The sequence below is a fragment of the Methylobacterium sp. E-005 genome, from assembly GCF_022829725.1.
Lineage (GTDB): Bacteria > Pseudomonadota > Alphaproteobacteria > Rhizobiales > Beijerinckiaceae > Methylobacterium.
Genome location: NZ_JAKSYG010000091.1, coordinates 1 through 17,467 on the forward strand (window position 1 = coordinate 1; position 17,467 = coordinate 17,467).

The window sequence follows — 17,467 nt, forward strand, 5'->3', positions numbered from 1 at the left end:
ACCACAGGATCAGCGAGACCGCGCCGGTCGCCGCCGCCGGCACCGAGGCGCCGCCGCTGGTGGCGGCCTTCACGGCCTCCTTGAACGCGTAGAGCGGGCTGGTGCCGATGTCGCCGTACACCACCCCCAGGGCGCCGAGCATCAGCGCAGCACCGGGACCGTGCCGGACTGCCCCGGGCTTGCGCGGCACGCGCGCCGCCGGCAGATCGATCGCCGGGGCAGCCGCAGGGTTCAAGGCTTGGCTCACGGGCAGGTCCGGTCGAGGGTATCGCACTTGGCGAAACCATAGCGAGTCGGTTCTGCCGCGATAGACGCCGATCAACCCGGAGGCGACCGGAGCCAAGACTTGTCACCCGAACGTGATGACAGGGGAATGTCCGCTTCGCCCGCGGCTCCCGATCACGCCGCGTCGAGGCCCAGGTCGATGATCGCCGCCGAGTGGGTGATCCAGCCGCAGGAGATCAGATCGACGCCCGAGGCCGCCACCGCCCCCACGGTCTCACGGGTGATCCGGCCCGAGGCTTCCGACAGCGCCCGCCCGTCGATCATCGCCACCGCGCGGGTGAGCTGAGCGGGGTTCATGTTGTCGAGCAGCACGGCGTCGACCCCGATCGACAGGGCCTCCTCCAGCTGCTCCAGGCTGTCGACCTCGCACTCGATCTTCACGAGGTGGCCCGCCCGGGCGCGGGCCCGCTCGATCGCCGGCACGATACCGCCCGCAACCGCCACATGATTGTCCTTGATCAGCACCGCGTCGTCGAGGCCGAATCGGTGGTTCGAGCCGCCGCCGGCACGCACCGCGTGCTTCTCCAGGGCGCGCAGGCCCGGCGTCGTCTTGCGGGTGCAGACGATCGACGCCTTGCCATGCGGGCGCGCCGCCTCGACGAGGCCGTGGGTGGCGGTGGCCACGCCCGACATCCGGCAGAGGAGATTGAGCGCCACGCGTTCGGCCGTGAGGATCGCCCGGGCCGGGCCTTCAAGGCGCAGCACCACGTCGCCCGGCGCCACCCGGGCGCCGTCGCCGCGCTCAACAGTGACGGTCACGGCCGGATCGACCAGCGCGAATGCGATGGCGGCCGCGTCGGTGCCGGAGATGACGCCGTCCTGGCGCGAGGCGATCACCCCGCGCATCCGCTCGCCCGGGGGCACGATGGCGTCCGTGGTGATGTCGCCGGCCCGGCCGAGATCCTCCAGCAGGGCGGCGCGCACCACCGGTTCCACGAGGAGCCGCGGCAGGGGAAGGATCTCTTCCGGAAGGACCGATCGGGTCATGGCGTCAGCGCCTCCTCGGCGGACGGGGCGGCGCGGGGCGCCGCGATCAGTTCGGCCAGCGTGGTCTCGGTATGCGCGGCCGGGGCGAGGTGGGGGAAGTCGCTGCGCCAGTGGGCGCCGCGGCTCTCGTGGCGGGCCAGCGCGCCGCGGGCGACGAGCAGGGCTACCAGGGCGGCGTCGGACGTCTCCGCCCTGGGCTCCAGGACGGCGACGGCCTCGGCGAGCCCGGCGGCCTCGCGGACGACACCGACCTTGCTCTCCATCAGCGCCCGGATCGCCGGCAGGTCACCGGCGGCATGCGGGGACACGGCCTCCGGCACGATGGCGGCGGGAAGCGATGCGTCGAGCCCGTCGGCGATGAAGCGTGCATAGGCCAAGCCCTCCAGCAGCGAGTTGCTGGCGAGGCGGTTGGCGCCGTGCAGCCCCGTCGCGGAGACCTCGCCGCAGGCATAGAGACCCGGCACCGAGGTTGCACCGTGTGCATCCACCTTCACGCCACCCATGTGGTAGTGCGCCGCCGGACGAACCGGGATCGGCTGCGTGGCCGGGTTGATGCCGGCGGCGGCACAGAGGCCCGCGACCGTGGGAAAGCGCGTCGGCATCGCGGTGCCCAAAGCGCCCCTTGCGTCGAGATAGACCGTGCGGCCCCGCTGCAGCGCCTGGAAGATGCCGCGGGCGACCACGTCGCGGGGCGCGAGATCGCCGCCCGCGATGCCGGCCATGACGACCGCGCCGGTCTCATCGATGAGACGGGCGCCCTCCCCGCGCAGGGCCTCGGTGGCAAGCGGCATCGGATCGGCGCCGGCCGCGATGGCGGTCGGGTGAAACTGCACGAACTCCATGTCGCGCATCACCGCTCCGGCTCGTGCGGCGAGCGCCAGCCCATGGCCGACGGCGCCGGGCGGGTTGGTGGTGGCGGCGTAGAGGGCGCCGACGCCGCCGGTGGCGAGCACCACCGCGCGGGCCGGGATCCGGAACAGCGCTCCGTCGCGCTCGGCCACAATGCCGGCCACGGCGCCGTTCGTGTCCCGCAGGAGGTCGCAGGCGCGCGCCGTGACGACCTCGATGGAGGGCGCCTGCAGCACGGCCCGCACCAGCCCTTCGAGCACGCGGGCGCCGGTGGCATCGCCGCCCGAGCGGACGATACGGCGCCGGCCATGCGCCGCCTCGAGCCCAAGGGCCAGCGCGCCATCCTCGGTCCGATCGAACGGCACGCCGATCCCGACCAGCCAGTCGATCAGGGCCGGCCCTTCCCGGGCGACCCGGAGCGCGACGTCGGGCTCGGTCAGCCCGGCGCCCGCCGCCTCCGTGTCGGCAGCGTGGCGTTCCGCCGCGTCGTCACCGCCCATCGCGGCGGCGATGCCGCCCTGAGCCCAGCCGGTCGCGGTTCCGAGGCCGAGCGCCGAAGCGGTGACCAGGGTCACCGGACGGGGTGCGAGACGCAGCGCGACGCTGAGCCCCGCAACGCCGCCGCCGACCACGACAACGCGGTCGGCGTTGTTGGGTGAGATCGCATTCATCGCGTGCGCACCTGAAGCATGCGTTCCACCGCGGCCCGGGCCCGGTCGGCCAAAGCCGGATCGACCGTGACCTCGTGGGTCATCGTCTCGAGCGCGCGGCGGATATTCGCCAAGCTCATCCGCTTCATGTGCGGGCACATGTTGCAGGGCTTGATGAACTCGATGTCCGGGTTCTGCGCCGCGATGTTGTCGGCCATCGAGCACTCGGTGACGAGCACCACCTGCTTCGGCCGCTTTTCGACGACGAAATCCATCATCATCGCCGTGGAGCCGGAGAAGTCCGACTCGGCCACCACGTCGGGCGGACATTCCGGGTGCGCGATCACGGTGACGCCCGGATAGCTGTCGCGGACATCGCGGATATCGGCCGGGGTGAAGCGCTCGTGGACCTCGCAATGGCCCGCCCAGGTCAGGATCTCGACCTCCGGGATCTCGGCCTGGACGTTCTGCGCCAGGAACTCGTCCGGGATCATCAGCACCCGGGGGGCGTTCAGCGACTTCACCACCGCGACGGCATTGCCGGAGGTGCAGCACAGGTCCGATTCGGCCTTCACGGCCGCTGACGTGTTGACGTAGGTCACGATCGGCACGCCCGGGTATTTCGCCCGCAGGCCGCGCACATCGGCGGCGGTGATCGAATCGGCCAGCGAGCAGCCCGCGCCCATATCGGGGATGAGCACGGTCTTGCTCGGGTTCAGGAGCTTGGCCGTCTCGGCCATGAAATGGACGCCCGCCAGCACGATCACGTCGGCGTCGACGTTCACCGCCTCGCGGGCGAGCGCGAGGCTGTCGCCCACGATGTCCGCCACCGTGTGGAAGATCTCGGGCGCCTGGTAGTTGTGCGCCAGGATCACGGCGTTGCGCTCCCGCTTCAGGCGCAGGATCGCTTCGATATCCGGGGCGAGCGCCGCCCACTCGATCGCCGGGACGTGCCGGCTGACGCGGGCGTACAGATCGGGCAGCGGCAGGCCCGGGTTGGGCATGCGGGAGACGGGTGCAACGGTCGCCGCCATGGCGTCCTCCATTATGCTCAGTTTGAGCATTGTGCCGCCTAACTTATGGGGCCGGGGATCGCCTGTCTAGATATGCTAGCTCTGAGCATAAATTGTTTGCGGCGCGATGTCATGCTGCGCCGCAGAAGGGGGAAGGGCTTAGCAGAAGGTCGCGGGATCTGGTCCGATGCGTCCGTTCGGGCGATCGAGGGCGGCGATCTGATCCATCTCTGGGTCTGAGAGCTCGAAGTCGAACACCGTGACGTTCTCGATGATGCGTTCGGGGCGTGCCGTCTTCGGGATTGCCACACAGCCGATCTGGACCTGCCAGCGCAGGATCACTTGGGCGGCGGTCCTTCCGTGCGCCTTCGCGATCGCGAGAATGACTGGGTCGTTCAGCTCCTTGCCCTGGCCCAACGGGCTCCAAGACTCGGTCACGATGCCGTGACGGGCATCGTCCGCCCGCGGCGCCTTGCGCTGGAAATGCGGGTGCAGTTCAATCTGATTCACGGCCGGCGTGACGCCGGTCTCCGCCACCAGGGTGGCGATGTGCTCGGGCGTGAAGTTGGACACGCCGATCGACTTGGCGCGGCCCTCCGTCCGAAGTTCGATGAGGGTCTTCCAGGTCTCCACGAACAATCGTCGCTGCGGACACGGCCAGTGGATCAGGTAGAGATCGACGTCAGGCAGCCCGAGCCGCTTCAGGCTCTCGTCGAAGGCGCGCCGCGCTTCGTCGCGGCCCTGACGGTCGTTCCAGAGCTTGGTGGTGAGGAAGATGTCGTCGCGCTGGATCTGCGCGTCGCGGATTGCGCGGCCTACGCCCGCCTCGTTGCCGTAGGCCGCGGCGGTATCGATCAGGCGGTAGCCGGCTTGGAGCGCCCGGCCGACAAGGTCGGGCGCCTGCGCGTCGGAGAGTTGCCAGCAACCGTAACCGATCTGCGGGATGCGGCGCCCGTCATTGAGGGCAAGGGTCGGAATGGTTGCGGCCATGCGATCAGTCTCGGAATTGGTGGTCGAACAACCCAAACGATGCGGGCACGACGTGTTCCGAAGGACCGTCGTCGCTGCCGGCACGCCGCGGAAGCCAGCAGGCCGACACGATTCGACCGGCAGATCGCCGCCAGCGGATCACCCGCGCTGAACGGGCGCAGTCTGGACCGGATCTAAACCGCCAAGCCCGGCGTTGGCACGCTGGATACCAGGCTGCGCCGCGCCGTGTCGCGCTGCGCCCGGGCGGGAAAGCAGCATGACCGACGAGACCCCGAAGTCGCCCTTCGCCCTGACGCGGCGCGCCATCGTGGAGGGCTGTGCCGCTGCCGGCGCGATCGGCGCTCTCGGCTTCCGCCCTGCGGCCGCCGTGGCTGCGCCGGGCGATCCCGCCCCGCAGACCATGCCGGTGCGGCTCACGATCAACGGTCAATCGCACGACCTTGTCCTCGACACGCGGACCACGCTCCTCGACGCCCTGCGCGAGCATCTGGCGCTTACCGGTACCAAGAAGGGCTGCGACCACGGCCAATGCGGCGCCTGCACGGTGCTGGTCGACGGCCGACGCATCAATTCCTGCCTGACACTCGCGGCCATGCACGACGGCGATCAGGTCACGACCATCGAGGGCCTCGCCGACGGCGATAAGCTCCACCCGATGCAGGCCGCCTTCCTCGCGCATGACGGCTTCCAATGCGGCTACTGCACGCCGGGGCAGATCTGCTCGTCGGTCGGCATGCTGAACGAGGCCAAGGCCGGCTGGCCGAGCCATGTCACCGAGGATGTCGCCGCAACGCCGTCGCTCAGCGATGCCGAGATCCGCGAGCGGATGAGCGGCAATATCTGCCGTTGCAGCGCCTATCCGAACATCGTCGCGGCGATCCGCGACACCGCCGCCAGCAACCTCTGAGGGGCCAGACATGAAGGCCTTCACGTACGAGCGTCCCACGACCGTGCAGGACGCCGCCAAGCTCGCGGCCGAGCGGCCGAACGCCAAGTTCATCGCCGGCGGCACCAACCTGCTCGACCTGATGAAGCTTCAGGTCGAGACGCCGGCCACGCTGATCGACGTCAACGGCCTGCCGCTCGACAAGGTCGAGGCCACGCAGGACGGCGGCCTGCGCATCGGCGCGCTGGTGCGCAACTCCGACCTTGCCGCGGATCCGCTGGTCCGGAAGGATTACGCCGTGCTGGCGAAGGCCCTGCTGGCCGGCGCTTCTGGCCAATTGCGCAACAAGGCCACCACCGCCGGCAACCTGCTTCAGCGGACGCGGTGCTACTATTTCTACGACACGGCCATGCCCTGCAATAAGCGGGAGCCCGGCTCCGGCTGCTCGGCGATCGGCGGGTTCAACCGCATCATGGCGGTGGTGGGCGCGAGCGAGGCCTGCATCGCCACCAACCCCTCCGACATGGCGGTCGCGATGCGGGCGCTGGATGCCACCGTCGAGACGATGAATCCGGACGGGAAGGCGCGAAGCATCCCGATCGCGGACTTCCACAGGCTCCCCGGCGACACGCCGCAGATCGAGACCGATCTGCGCAAGGGCGAGATCATCACGGCGGTGACGGTGCCAAAGCCGCTTCCGGGGCTGCACATCTACCGGAAGGTCCGCGACCGGGCGTCCTACGCCTTCGCGACCGTGTCGGTGGCCGCGGTGATCGCGGGCGCCGAGGGCGGCAAGCCGCAGGCCGCACGGCTCGCCTTCGGCGGGTTGGCGCACAAACCCTGGCGGGTCCCCGAGGCCGAAACAGCCTTGGTGCAGACCGGCTCGGCGGATGCCGCCGCCGACGCGGTGCTCAAGGGCGCCCGCGGCTACGGCAGCAACGACTTCAAGATCCCGCTGACTCGCCGGACCCTGCGCGCCGTCGTGGCGCAGGCGACCCGCGCTTAAATTCCGGCAAGGACCGTTCCCATGGAGATGAACCAGCCGATCGGCCGGACGCCCCTCGACGACCGGCCCGACGGCCTCGTGGGCAAGCCCCTCGACCGGGTCGAGGGCAAGCTCAAGGTCACGGGCCATGCGCCCTACGCCTACGAGACCCAGGCGCTGAAGAACCCGGCCTACGGATACATCGTGCCGGCGACGATTGCCTCAGGCACGATCCGCGCGATCGACGCGGAGGCCGCCCGCAAGGCGCCGGGTACGATCCTCGTCCTGACGCACGAGAACGTCCCTGGCCAGGGCGAGAAAAAGGAGCAGGTCTGGCCGCAGCTTCAGGGCACGGACGTCAAGTTCTACGGGCAACCCGTGGCCTTCGTGGTGGCCGAGACCTTCGAGCAGGCCCGCGCCGCCGCCATGCTGGTCAAGGTCCGGTACGATGCGGCCAAGCCCAAGGGGCTGCTCAAGGACAGCCTCGCGGTGGCCTACGAGCCGAAGCCGATCAACTCGCCCCCGGATTCGAAGCTCGGCGATTTCGACGCCGCCTTCGCGGCCGCGCCGGTGAAGCTGGACGTTGAATACGTCACGCCGAACCAGATCCACGCGCAGATGGAGCCGCACGCCACGATCGCGGCCTGGGAGAATGACGGCCCGGTCCTTTACACGGCCAACCAAATGCCGAATCGGGGCCAGAAGGCGCTGGGCTCGGTGCTGAACTTGGCCCCCGAGAAGGTGCGAATCGTTAGCCCCTATATCGGCGGCGGCTTCGGCGCGAAGCTGCAGGTTCAGCCGGAGGCGACGCTGGCAGTGCTCGCCGCGAAAATGATCGCGCGGCCCGTCAAGGTGGCGCTGACCCGGCAGCAGGAATTCCACGTCGCGACCCACCGCACCGATACGATTCAGAAGATCCGCCTCGGAGCCGACCAGGATGGGCGGCTCTCGGCGATCAGCCACGAATCGTGGTCCGATACCGCCGAAGGCGACGGCTTCTTCGAGACTTCCGCCAACGTCACGCGATCTCTCTACGCGGCGCCGAACCGGATCACGCGCCATCGGCTCGTAAACCTGAACATGCCGATCGCCTCCTCGATGCGCGCCCCCGGCGAGGCTGTGGGCCAGCTCGCCTTCGAGTGCGCGATGGACGAACTTGCCGAGCAGCTGAAGATCGATCCGATCGAATTGCGGGTGCGCAACGAGCCGGCCGAGGATCCCGAGAAGAAGGTGCCGTTCTCCACCCGCAAGCTCGTGCCCTGCATGCGCGAGGGCGCCCGCCTGTTCGGCTGGGACAAGCGGCAGGCGGCGGGCAGCCGCCGCGAGGGCAACTGGCTGGTCGGCATGGGGATGTCGGCCGCCGCGCGCCTCAACCCGCTGATGCCGTCCTCCGCGAAGGTCCGGCTCGGGCCGGACGGGGTGCTGGTGGTGCAGATGGCCATGACCGATCCCGGTACGGGGACCTATACGATCCTCACCCAGATCGCCGGCGAGATGATGGGTCTGCCGCCCGAGCGCGTGCGGGTCGAGATGGGCGACACCGACTTCCCGTTCGCCTCGGGGTCGGGTGGCTCCTTCGGGGCCGCCTCGGCGGGCTCGGCGCTCTACGTCGCCTGTGACAACCTCCGCCAAGCCCTGCTCAAGGCCGGCGACCTCAACCCGGAGGGCGCCACGTTCCGCGACGGCGCCGTCACCTCGGGCAACCGGACAGAAAAGCTTACCGATCTCGCCGGCACCGGACTGGAGGCCTCAGGCGAGATCAAGCCGGGCGAGATGAAGCAGAAGTTCTCGCAGTATTCCTACGGCGCCCATTTCGCCGAGGTCGGCGTGGACGTCGATACCGGCGAGATCCGGCTGCGGCGGATGCTCGGCGTCTTTACCGGCGGCCGCATCCTCAATGCCAAGACGGCGCGCAGCCAGGCGATCGGCGGCATGACCTTTGGGGTTGGCGCAGCCCTGATGGAAGATGCGGTGGTCGATCCGCGCTACAGCTACTTCGTCAACCACGACCTGGCCGAATATCACGTCCCGGTCCATGCCGACATTCCCGAGATCGATGCGGTGTTCCTGCCGGAGCTCGACGACAAGACGAACCCGCTCAAGAGCAAGGGCCTGGGCGAGCTCGGCATCTGCGGCGCCGGCGCCTCGCTGGCGAACGCGATTTACAACGCCACCGGGATCCGCGTTCGCGAGTACCCGCTCACGCTCGACAAGATGCTCAAGGGCTTCGAGGAGCAGGAGGGTCAGGCCCAGCGGCGGACGTGAGGGGCATCGCGGACGGGACTGCCACATAGCGGTATCGTCCCCGGTATACCGGTGAACAACGGGGATCACCGCCTCCGAGACTTGACACGTTCCAGTTTTGTTCCAGCATGGACGCCCGCCGCTCACACGAGTCGGCGGGCGTCCGCTTTTCCGCGCCTCGGCCGGGAGAATCCGCCGCCGGCTCAGTGCTGCTCTCGAAACTCCCGCTGCGCCGTCGCGCGCGGAGGGAATCCCCCGGTGATCGGGGGTTTCGTGAGGAGCGCTAAGCTTCGGTAACCATACCGTGGCCAAGGTCGCGCGGTGTGATCCTGGTGCGCCCGCCGCGGCGCCTGATACGGAGTCGTCCGCCGATGGCCCTGCCCAATGCGCTCACGGCCAAGCTCGAAGCGGTCCAGGCCGAGTACCGCGTTGCCCCGCACAACATCGATGCGGAGCAGGCGCTGCTGGGCGCGATCCTGGTGAACAACGACGCCTATTATCGGGTGTCGGACTTCCTGCTGCCTGAGCATTTCATGGAGGATGCCCACCAGCAGATCTTCACGGTGGCGGCCTCGCTCATCCGGGCCGGCAAGCTCGCCACGCCCATCACCATGAAGACCTATCTGGGTGATGCCGATTTCGGCGGCCAGACGGTGATGCAGTACCTCGCGCGACTCGCCGCCGACGCCACCACGGTGATCAACGCGGGCGAGTACGGCCGCACCATCTACGACCTCGCCATCCGCCGCCGGCTGATCACCATCGGCGAGGATCTGGTCAACGGCGCCTACGAGGCCCCGGTGGAGCAGGCGCCCCGGGATCAGATCGAGGAGACCGAGCGGCGGCTCTACGAACTGGCCGAGGCCGGACGCTACGACGGCGGCTTCCAGAAATTCTCGGACGCGCTCACCGCCGCGGTCGACATGGCCGCCAAGGCCTACCAGCGCGAGGGCAAGCTGTCGGGCATCGCCACCGGCCTCAGCGATCTCGACTCCAAGCTGGGCGGTCTGCAACCCTCAGATCTGATCATCCTCGCGGGCCGCCCGGCCATGGGCAAGACCTCGCTGGTGACCAACATCGCCTTCAACATCGCCAAGGCCTATCGCGGCGAGAAACAGCCGGACGGCACGACCAAGACCGTGAACGGCGGGATCGTCGGGTTCTTCTCCCTCGAAATGTCGGCCGAGCAGCTCGCCACCCGCATCATCGCCGAACAATCGGGCGTGCCCTCCTACAAGATCCGCCGCGGCGACATCCGGCCGGAGGATTTCTACAAGATCACCGACGCCGCCCGGGACATGCAGACGATCCCGTTCTACATCGACCAGAGCGGCGGTATCTCGATCGCGCAGCTCTCCGCGCGTGCCCGGCGCCTGAAGCGCCAGAAGGGCCTCGACCTGCTGATCGTCGATTATCTCCAGCTCCTCTCGGGCTCGGGCAAGCGCAGCGACAACCGCGTGCAGGAGATGACGGAGATCACCACCGGCATGAAGGCGCTGGCCAAGGAGCTGGCAGTGCCGATCATCGGCCTGTCCCAGCTCTCGCGTCAGGTCGAGAGCCGCGACGACAAGCGCCCGCAGCTCTCGGATCTGCGCGAATCGGGTTCGATCGAGCAGGACGCCGACGTGGTGATGTTCGTGTTCCGCGAGGAATACTACGTCGGCAACAAGAAGCCGCGCGAAGGGACGGAGGAGTTCTTCGCCTGGGAAGCCGAGATGCAGCGGGTCCACGGCAAGGCCGAGGTGATCATCGGCAAGCAGCGCCACGGCCCCACCGGCACCGTGGAACTGCAATTCGACGCCAACATCACGCGGTTCTCGAACCTCGCGCAGACGGATCGGATCCCCGAGCAGATGTGATACGATGGCGCGGCCCGTCCCCGGACGGGCCGCGAGGCGGTGGCTGCGACAGCGCGCGAGCATGCGCAGCTCCGAACGGGAGCCACGGACGACGGGAGCGACGTCCATGCCTGAGCTCAGGAACAGGCGCGGCTCCTGCACGGCGGCGCTTGGCCGCGCCTCGACATCGGCCATCGCGCGGACGAGATCGCCGACGTGGGGCGCAGCGAACGCCATCCGCTGACGGGCGCCTGGAGCGTGATCCTGTTCCCTTTCCTGATGTGAGATCGCCAACCCGGCCGACGGAGCCGCAGCTGGGTCACGCCGATCCGAACAGAGCGCAGCGCCGTCGAGGAGCGGCTCGCGGGCAATCCCAGCCTGCGGCGGCCGCCAGGCCAGGATCGTTCGGCGCCGGCTGACCCGCCGCGAACCATCGCCGAACCCGGCCGTTGAGCGAGGACGATTGTCCCGCCGCGGCAGGAGCGACGATGAGCGAGCCGACCCCTCCGAAGATGCCCTACTGGCACGTCTATACCGATGCGGAGGGGGTGAGCCGTCAGGAGCTGTTCCATCTCGAGCGGTTCAAGTTCGAGGGGATCAACCCCGAGACCGCACCGCAATGGAACGACAAGATGGATCCGGCCCAGTCGGTGGTGACCTTCACGGTCCTGCCGGTGGGTTGGGTCGGCGAGTGGCACGAGAATCCGCGCCCGCAATGGATCGCGATCCTCTCCGGCCGCTGGTTCGTCGAGACCATGGACGGCCACCGGGTCGAGATGGGCCCGGGCGAGTTGATGATGGGCGAGGACCAGAACACGAAGGCGCGGGACGGCAAGAAGGGCCACCTCTCCGGCACGGTCGGCGACGTGCCCTGCACGATGATCGTGACCGGGCTGCAGGTCGAGCCGACGGTGAATCAGCCTGGGCGATTCAAGTAGGGACCGATGATGGACGGTTTCGAGCTGACGCAGCCGCGCTTCAAGGCCTACGTGCTGCCGAATGCGTCCCTTCAGAAACTCGCGGAGGGTTTCCGCTGGACGGAGGGGCCGGTCTGGTTCGGCGACCGGGACGAGCTGCTGTTCTCGGATCTCCCGAACAACCGGGTGATGCGCTGGACGGAATATGCGGGCCTGAGCGTCTATCGCGAGGCGAGCGACTTCGAGAACGGCCATGCGCGCGACCGGCAGGGCCGGCTGCTGTCCTGCTCGCACCGCAGCCGGCGCATCCACCGGACGGAACTTGACGGCAGGGTCACGAGCCTCGTGGAGCGTTACCAGGGCCGGCGCTTGAACTCGCCCAACGACATTATCTGCAAGTCGGACGGCACGATCTGGTTCTCGGACCCGCCCTACGGCATCCAGACCGACTACGAGGGCGGCAAGCAGGAATCCGAATTACCGGCCGCGGTCTACCGGTTCGATCCGCGGGACGGCTCGCTCCGGGTGGTGGCGGACGATTTCCAGGGTCCGAACGGCCTGTGCTTCTCCCCCGACGAGAGCCGGCTCTACATCGTGGAGACGGGGCTGCAGTTCGCCCCCGACCCGGTGCAGCACATCCGCATCTTCGACGTGGCGGAGGATGGGCGCCTGTCCGGCGGCGACGTTCTCTTCAAGGTCGCCCCCGGCAATGCCGACGGGATCCGCTGCGACGAGCACGGCAACATCTGGTCGAGCGCCGGCGACGGGGTCCACTGCATCGATCCCGGCGGCGCGCTGGTCGGCAAGATCCTGGTGCCTTCGACGGTCGCCAACCTCGCCTTCGGTGGCCGTAACAACAGCCGGCTGTTCCTGTGCGCTTCCGAGGCGCTCTACGCGATCTACGTCAACGTCCGCGGCGCGAACCTCGTATGAGCGGCGTACGGGCGATCGTCGGGTTCGGCCGCACCGTCGCGGACCTCGCAGCCACCGAGGCGTTCTATCGCGACGGGCTCGGTTTCGTGCGGGTCGCGCCGCCCGAGCCCGTACCCGCCGCGGAGGCGGAGGTCATGGGGCTTGCGGACCGGCACGCGGCGCAGCTGCGCATGAGGCTCGGGCGGCAGACCGTGACCTTCCTGGTGGTGGATCCCCCCGGGGCGCCCTACCCGGCCGATCCGGCGGCGACGGATCCGTTCTTCCAGCACCTCGCGATTCCGGTGCGCGCCATGGACGACGCGATGGCGCAGCTCGCGCCCTTGCGCCCGGTTCCGATCAGCCAGGGCGGCCCGCAGCGGCTGCCGGCCTCTTCCGGCGGCGTGACGGCTTACAAGTTCCGCGATCCGGACGGTCATCCGCTGGAACTGATCGTCTTTCCCGACGGGCCGCCGGCCGCCCGCTGGCGCGATGCGCCGGGCCTGTTCCTGGGGATCGACCATTCGGCGATCACCGTCACCGATCTCGACGCCGCGCTGGCCTTCCTCACCGGGCCGCTCGGCCTGTCGGAGGCCCAGAGGGGACTCAACCACGGTCCGGAACAGGCCCGCCTCGATGGGGTGGAGGATCCGCGCGTGGATGTCGTGGCGCTCGAACCGCCGGAACCAGCGCCGCATGTCGAGCTGCTGCATTACCATGTGCCCGCTCCCAGGCGGCCGCTGTCGATCAGTCCGAGGGACCAAGCCGCCACCCGCTACGTCTTCTCGGCGGCCGATCTTCCAGGCGTGGCGCGGGTCCTGCGTGAGGCGGGACGCGAACCCCGGATCTCAACCGACGGCGCCGCGCTCTACTGCGCCGGACCCGATGGACACGGCTTCTTGTTCGTAGCCGCCTGAGGCCTCCGCTCCGGCGGGAGCGGCCCCGGGCTTGACGCGCCGCCCCTCCGGCGTCCAATCCGGCCGCCCCGGAGGTCAGATTGATGCCGCTCCTCGCCCTGCCGTTTCCGGCCATCGATCCGGTGGCCCTCGCGATCGGGCCGATCACGATCAAATGGTACGCGCTGGCCTACATCGCCGGCTTGATCGGCGGCTGGTACTACGCGCGCCGCCTCGTCATGGCCGACAGTCTCTGGGGCGTCGTGAAGCGCCCGCAGGTCGTCGATATCGACGATCTCGTCGTCTGGGTGGCGCTCGGCGTCGTGCTCGGCGGGCGGATCGGCTACGTGCTGTTCTACAACCTGCCCATGTACATCGCCGACCCGATCGAGATCCTGGCGATCCGCAACGGCGGCATGTCGTTCCACGGCGGGTTCCTCGGGGCGATCCTGGCATTCCTGCTGTTCGCCCGGATGAAGAAGCTCAACGGCTACACGCTGCTGGATATCGGCGCCGTGGTGGTGCCGATCGGGCTGTTCTTCGGCCGGATCGCCAATTTCGTGAACGGCGAGCTCTGGGGCCGGGTGGCGCCGGACTTCCCCTACGCGATCGTGTTCCCGAGTGGCGGGCCGTTGCCGCGCCATCCGAGCCAGCTTTACGAGGCGGCGACCGAAGGCCTGCTGCTGTTCATCGTGATGGCAATCAGCGTCCGCCGGTTCGGCTTCCGCAAGCCGGGCCTGCTCGGGGGCATCTTCGTCCTCGGCTACGCGCTGGCCCGGACGTTCTGTGAATTCTTCCGCGAGCCGGACCGGCAGCTCGGCTTCCTGTTCGGCGACCATCTCGGGCCGATGGGCGGCGGCGTGACCATGGGCATGCTGCTCTGCGTGCCGATGATGTTCGTCGGGCTCACCTATATCGTGCTGGCGGCGACGGGCCGGACGCGCCCGCGCCACCCGGTCGGCGCGGCCATCGCCGAGGAGGCGCCCAAGGCGCCCGTGGAGGCGTGACACCGCTCGCGGCGGAGATCGCCGCGCTGATCCGCCAGAACGGCCCGATCGGCATCGACCGCTACATGGCCCTCTGCCTCGGCCATCCGATCCACGGCTATTACCGCACCCGCGACCCCCTGGGCGCCAAGGGCGACTTCACGACGGCACCCGAGATCAGCCAGATGTTCGGCGAGCTGATCGGTGCCTGGAGCGCCTATGTACACGGCTTGATGGGTCGGCCGGATCCCCTTGTCCTGATCGAACTCGGTCCCGGCCGGGGCACCTTGATGGCGGATGCCCTGCGGGCGCTGCGGACCGCCGCGCCGGGCCTGCGCGTCGCACCGCACCTCGTCGAGACCAGCCCCGTCCTGCGGGCCGTGCAGGAACGAACCCTCGCCGGTACGGGGACGACGTGGCACGACGGCCTGGAGTCCCTGCCCGAGGGGCCGGCGATCGTCCTGGCCAACGAGTTCTTCGATTGCCTGCCGGTCCTGCAGCTCGTGCGGGGGCCGGCGGGCTGGCATGCGCGACAGGTCGGCCTCGACGCGCAGGGCGCCCTCGCCTTCGGGCTCGCGCCGGAGCCCACCCCCGGGATCGATGGTGCTGGACCGGCCGGGGCCCTGCTGAGCGTACCGAGTGCCGGGCTCGCCCTTATCCGCACTCTGGCGCAGCGTCTCCGCACGGTGGGCGGCGCCCTGCTGATCTTCGATTACGGGCATGTCCGCCCTGGCTTCGGCGATACGCTGCAGGCGATGGCGCGCCATGACTTCGCCGATCCCCTGGCGGCGCCCGGTGAGGCGGACCTGACGCATCACGTCGACTTTGCCGCCCTGACCAAGGCGGCCGCCGGTGCGGGCGCGCGGGTCCACGGACCGGTCGATCAGGGCGCGTTTCTGATGAACCTCGGCCTGCGCGAACGCGCGGAGCAGCTGAAGACCCGCGCCACCGCGGCTCAAGCCGCAGCGATCGATGGGGCGGTCGCGCGGCTCACGGATCCCGGCCGCACCGGGATGGGCAGCCTGTTCAAGGTCCTGGCGGTGAGCGGCCCGGATCTCGGGCCACTCCCGGGTTTTCCGGCAACGTGACGCCGGGGGTGGATCAGCCGAACGAGCCGAAGCCAGAATCCGTCTGGCTTGCCGGACGGGGACTCGGCGGCGGCGGCGGATTCAGATCGGTCGGGTCAAAGGCGCCGGGCTCGCCGGTCACGGGATGCGCAGGCGTGTTCGAGTCGCGGGGCGCTTCGGCCACCGGCTTAGGGACGTCCGTCAAGGCTTCGGTTTCGATCCCTTGCGACATTGCGATCCTTCTTGGATTGAGGCCAGGTTTGACCTCATATTGCAATGCACCAAGAATCTGACGTCCTGACGACATCGTCAAGGGGCGGCCCATGCGCTACCGGGGCATCACCCAGAACACGCGGAGGCTCGACCGTGGCTGCAGGCATGTTGATCGAAGCGCCGGAACTCTCCTCCTACCCGCATATCCGCCACGCCTTCTTCACCCGTCTGGGCGGCGTTTCGGAGGGTGACTACGCCGCGTTGAACGGCGGCCTCGGCTCCCAGGACGCACCGGAGCGCGTCGCCGAGAACCGGGCGCGGATGTGCGCCCAGCTCGATCTGCCCGCCGACCGGCTCGTCAGCCTCTACCAGATCCACTCGGCCGAGGTCGTCACCGTCACGGCACCCTTCCCGTCGGCGGAGCGTCCCCGGGCCGATGCCATGGTGACGCGGGTGAAGGGCTTAGCCCTCGGGATCGCCACGGCCGATTGCGGGCCGATCCTGTTCGCCGATCCCGCTGGGGGGGTGGTGGGGGCTGCCCATGCCGGCTGGAAAGGCGCCTTGACCGGGGTGATCGAGGCGACGGTGCGCGCCATGGAAGCCCTGGGCGCGCAGCGCCATCGGATCGTCGCGGTGCTCGGCCCGACGATCAGCCAGCCGTCCTACGAGGTCGGCCCGGATTTCATCGCGCGCTTCCGGGGTGAGGCGCCGGGCATTGATCGATTCCTCGGCCCGGCGACACGCCCGGACCATGCCCAGTTCGATCTGCCAGGCTTTATTCTCGCACGGCTTGACCAGGCCGAGATCCGTGAGGCGACAGCCCTCAACCTCTGTACCTATGCCGATGCCGAACGGTTCTACAGCTATCGCCGGGCCACCCATCGCGGCGAACCGAATTACGGACGCCTGATCTCCGCGATTGCCCTTGCGTCCTGAAGGCAGGCCGGTTCCGAAGCTCGGCCACAGCTGTGAAGGGGGTGCGACAATTTGTCGACCACTCCGGCTGTGAAAAAGCGTGGCCGTAACTGAACCTTGGCAATTCGAGCGCGTTGTGGGGTCAAGGTGCCGGGGAAAAACGGCGGGTTGCCATAAGGGGCCGCGTGAGCGGTCGGTGACACCGCGGAGCGTAAAGCAGCCCTGGAACCGCTGGAACGCAACCCGATCCATGTTCCGTCGCCGTCCGCTCGCGGTCGGCACGGGGCGACCCGTGAGGACCCGATGATCAAGAAGCTTCTTCTCGCCAGCGCCGCTACGGCCCTGTTGACCGGCGCCGCCTCGGCCGCCGACCTGCCGCGCCGCGCTGCTCCGCCGCCCGTGTTCACCCCCGTGCCGGTGTTCACCTGGACCGGCGCCTATTTCGGTATCAACGCCGGCTACGCCTTCGACGCCTCCAGCCGCTCCAACGGCAACGCGTTCGGCGTGCCCTTCCCCTACGCAACCCCCGGCACCGTCGCCACCTTCCGTAACAGCAGCCAGGACGGCTTCTCCGGCGGTGGCCAGATCGGCTACAACTACCAGTTCACCCCGGGCTCCGGCGTCGTCGTCGGCATCGAGGCCGACGCCCAGTACCTCGACTTCGGCCGCAGCCGGAACAACGCCTTCGTCAGCGGCGCCGTCGCCCCCGGCTACTACGTCACCGACCCGCGCGGCCTGTCGAGCCTCGACTACTTCGGCACCGTGCGCGGCCGCCTCGGCTACGCCTTCGACCGCACCCTCGTGTACGGCACCGGCGGCTTCGCCTACGGCTCGGGC

17 protein-coding genes and 1 pseudogene are annotated in these 17,467 nt (G+C 69.1%); 12 read left to right on the top strand and 6 right to left on the bottom strand.

Translation table 11 applies throughout. From position 1 onward, the window contains the following. The 5 genes from MKK88_RS10185 to MKK88_RS10205 form a co-directional block, all read right to left on the bottom strand. Window positions 1–247: KUP/HAK/KT family potassium transporter (locus tag MKK88_RS10185; protein ID WP_409566635.1), on the bottom strand; the 247-nt coding region annotated here is incomplete at its 3' end. Between the two features lie 152 nt (window positions 248–399). Then, on the bottom strand, window positions 400–1,272 hold the full coding sequence (gene nadC, locus MKK88_RS10190; RefSeq protein ID WP_243999290.1) for a carboxylating nicotinate-nucleotide diphosphorylase: 873 nt from the start codon (window positions 1,270–1,272) through the stop codon (window positions 400–402). Beyond that, a complete protein-coding gene (locus MKK88_RS10195) occupies window positions 1,269–2,792 on the bottom strand; it encodes an L-aspartate oxidase (RefSeq protein ID WP_243999292.1) in 1,524 nt (507 codons plus the stop codon). Before MKK88_RS10195 ends, nadC begins: the two co-directional genes overlap by 4 nt. Further along, the gene (nadA, locus tag MKK88_RS10200) at window positions 2,789–3,805 is read right to left on the bottom strand and encodes a quinolinate synthase NadA (protein ID WP_243999294.1); all 1,017 of its coding nucleotides are present in this window, start codon (window positions 3,803–3,805) and stop codon (window positions 2,789–2,791) included. The genes MKK88_RS10195 and nadA overlap by 4 nt, the downstream gene beginning before the upstream one ends. 138 nt (window positions 3,806–3,943) lie before the next feature. Then, window positions 3,944–4,774 (bottom strand): aldo/keto reductase, encoded by an 831-nt coding sequence (locus tag MKK88_RS10205; RefSeq protein ID WP_243999296.1) that lies wholly within the window; start codon window positions 4,772–4,774, stop codon window positions 3,944–3,946. Window positions 4,775–5,030: 256 nt separating this feature from the next. On the opposite strand from MKK88_RS10205, the gene paoA reads away from it, so the two are divergent. The 10 genes and pseudogenes from paoA (at window position 5,031) to MKK88_RS10250 (ending at window position 15,523) form a co-directional block, all read left to right on the top strand. Next, window positions 5,031–5,681 carry an aldehyde dehydrogenase iron-sulfur subunit PaoA gene (gene paoA / locus MKK88_RS10210; RefSeq protein WP_243999297.1) on the top strand — a complete coding sequence of 217 codons (651 nt, stop codon included), beginning with the start codon at window positions 5,031–5,033 and terminating at the stop codon, window positions 5,679–5,681. Window positions 5,682–5,691: 10 nt separating this feature from the next. Continuing rightward, window positions 5,692–6,666: an FAD binding domain-containing protein gene (locus MKK88_RS10215; RefSeq protein ID WP_243999299.1), complete on the top strand. Its 975-nt coding sequence runs from the start codon at window positions 5,692–5,694 to the stop codon at window positions 6,664–6,666. Window positions 6,667–6,687: 21 nt separating this feature from the next. Then, a complete protein-coding gene (locus MKK88_RS10220) occupies window positions 6,688–8,910 on the top strand; it encodes a xanthine dehydrogenase family protein molybdopterin-binding subunit (RefSeq protein WP_243999301.1) in 2,223 nt (740 codons plus the stop codon). Between the two features lie 350 nt (window positions 8,911–9,260). Beyond that, on the top strand, window positions 9,261–10,748 hold the full coding sequence (locus tag MKK88_RS10225) for a replicative DNA helicase (RefSeq protein WP_243999303.1): 1,488 nt from the start codon (window positions 9,261–9,263) through the stop codon (window positions 10,746–10,748). A 129-nt stretch (window positions 10,749–10,877) separates the two neighbouring features. Further along, a pseudogene (locus tag MKK88_RS34245) lies at window positions 10,878–11,012 on the top strand (hypothetical protein); the annotation flags it as partial. A 203-nt stretch (window positions 11,013–11,215) separates the two neighbouring features. After that, window positions 11,216–11,665 (top strand): cupin domain-containing protein, encoded by a 450-nt coding sequence (locus MKK88_RS10230; RefSeq protein ID WP_243999305.1) that lies wholly within the window; start codon window positions 11,216–11,218, stop codon window positions 11,663–11,665. 9 nt (window positions 11,666–11,674) lie between these two features. Beyond that, window positions 11,675–12,577, top strand: a complete 903-nt coding sequence (locus tag MKK88_RS10235) for an SMP-30/gluconolactonase/LRE family protein (protein ID WP_243999307.1) — start codon at window positions 11,675–11,677, stop codon at window positions 12,575–12,577. After that, on the top strand, window positions 12,574–13,470 hold the full coding sequence (locus MKK88_RS10240) for a VOC family protein (RefSeq protein ID WP_243999309.1): 897 nt from the start codon (window positions 12,574–12,576) through the stop codon (window positions 13,468–13,470). Before MKK88_RS10235 ends, MKK88_RS10240 begins: the two co-directional genes overlap by 4 nt. A gap of 80 nt (window positions 13,471–13,550) precedes the next feature. Further along, the gene (gene lgt, locus MKK88_RS10245) at window positions 13,551–14,456 is read left to right on the top strand and encodes a prolipoprotein diacylglyceryl transferase (protein WP_243999311.1); all 906 of its coding nucleotides are present in this window, start codon (window positions 13,551–13,553) and stop codon (window positions 14,454–14,456) included. After that, complete coding sequence (locus MKK88_RS10250; protein WP_243999314.1) at window positions 14,453–15,523, top strand: class I SAM-dependent methyltransferase; 1,071 nt, start codon at window positions 14,453–14,455, stop codon at window positions 15,521–15,523. Before lgt ends, MKK88_RS10250 begins: the two co-directional genes overlap by 4 nt. Window positions 15,524–15,536: 13 nt before the next feature. On the opposite strand, the gene MKK88_RS10255 is transcribed toward MKK88_RS10250, so the two are convergent. After that, entirely contained in the window at window positions 15,537–15,827 is a 291-nt protein-coding gene (locus MKK88_RS10255; protein ID WP_243999315.1) for a hypothetical protein, read from the bottom strand. A gap of 53 nt (window positions 15,828–15,880) precedes the next feature. On the opposite strand from MKK88_RS10255, the gene pgeF reads away from it, so the two are divergent. Together pgeF and MKK88_RS10265 are read left to right on the top strand one after the other, a co-directional pair. Next, window positions 15,881–16,651 carry a peptidoglycan editing factor PgeF gene (pgeF, locus tag MKK88_RS10260; RefSeq protein ID WP_243999319.1) on the top strand — a complete coding sequence of 257 codons (771 nt, stop codon included), beginning with the start codon at window positions 15,881–15,883 and terminating at the stop codon, window positions 16,649–16,651. A gap of 282 nt (window positions 16,652–16,933) precedes the next feature. Further along, a partial coding sequence (locus MKK88_RS10265; RefSeq protein ID WP_409566636.1) for an outer membrane protein occupies window positions 16,934–17,467 on the top strand: 534 nt, incomplete at its 3' end.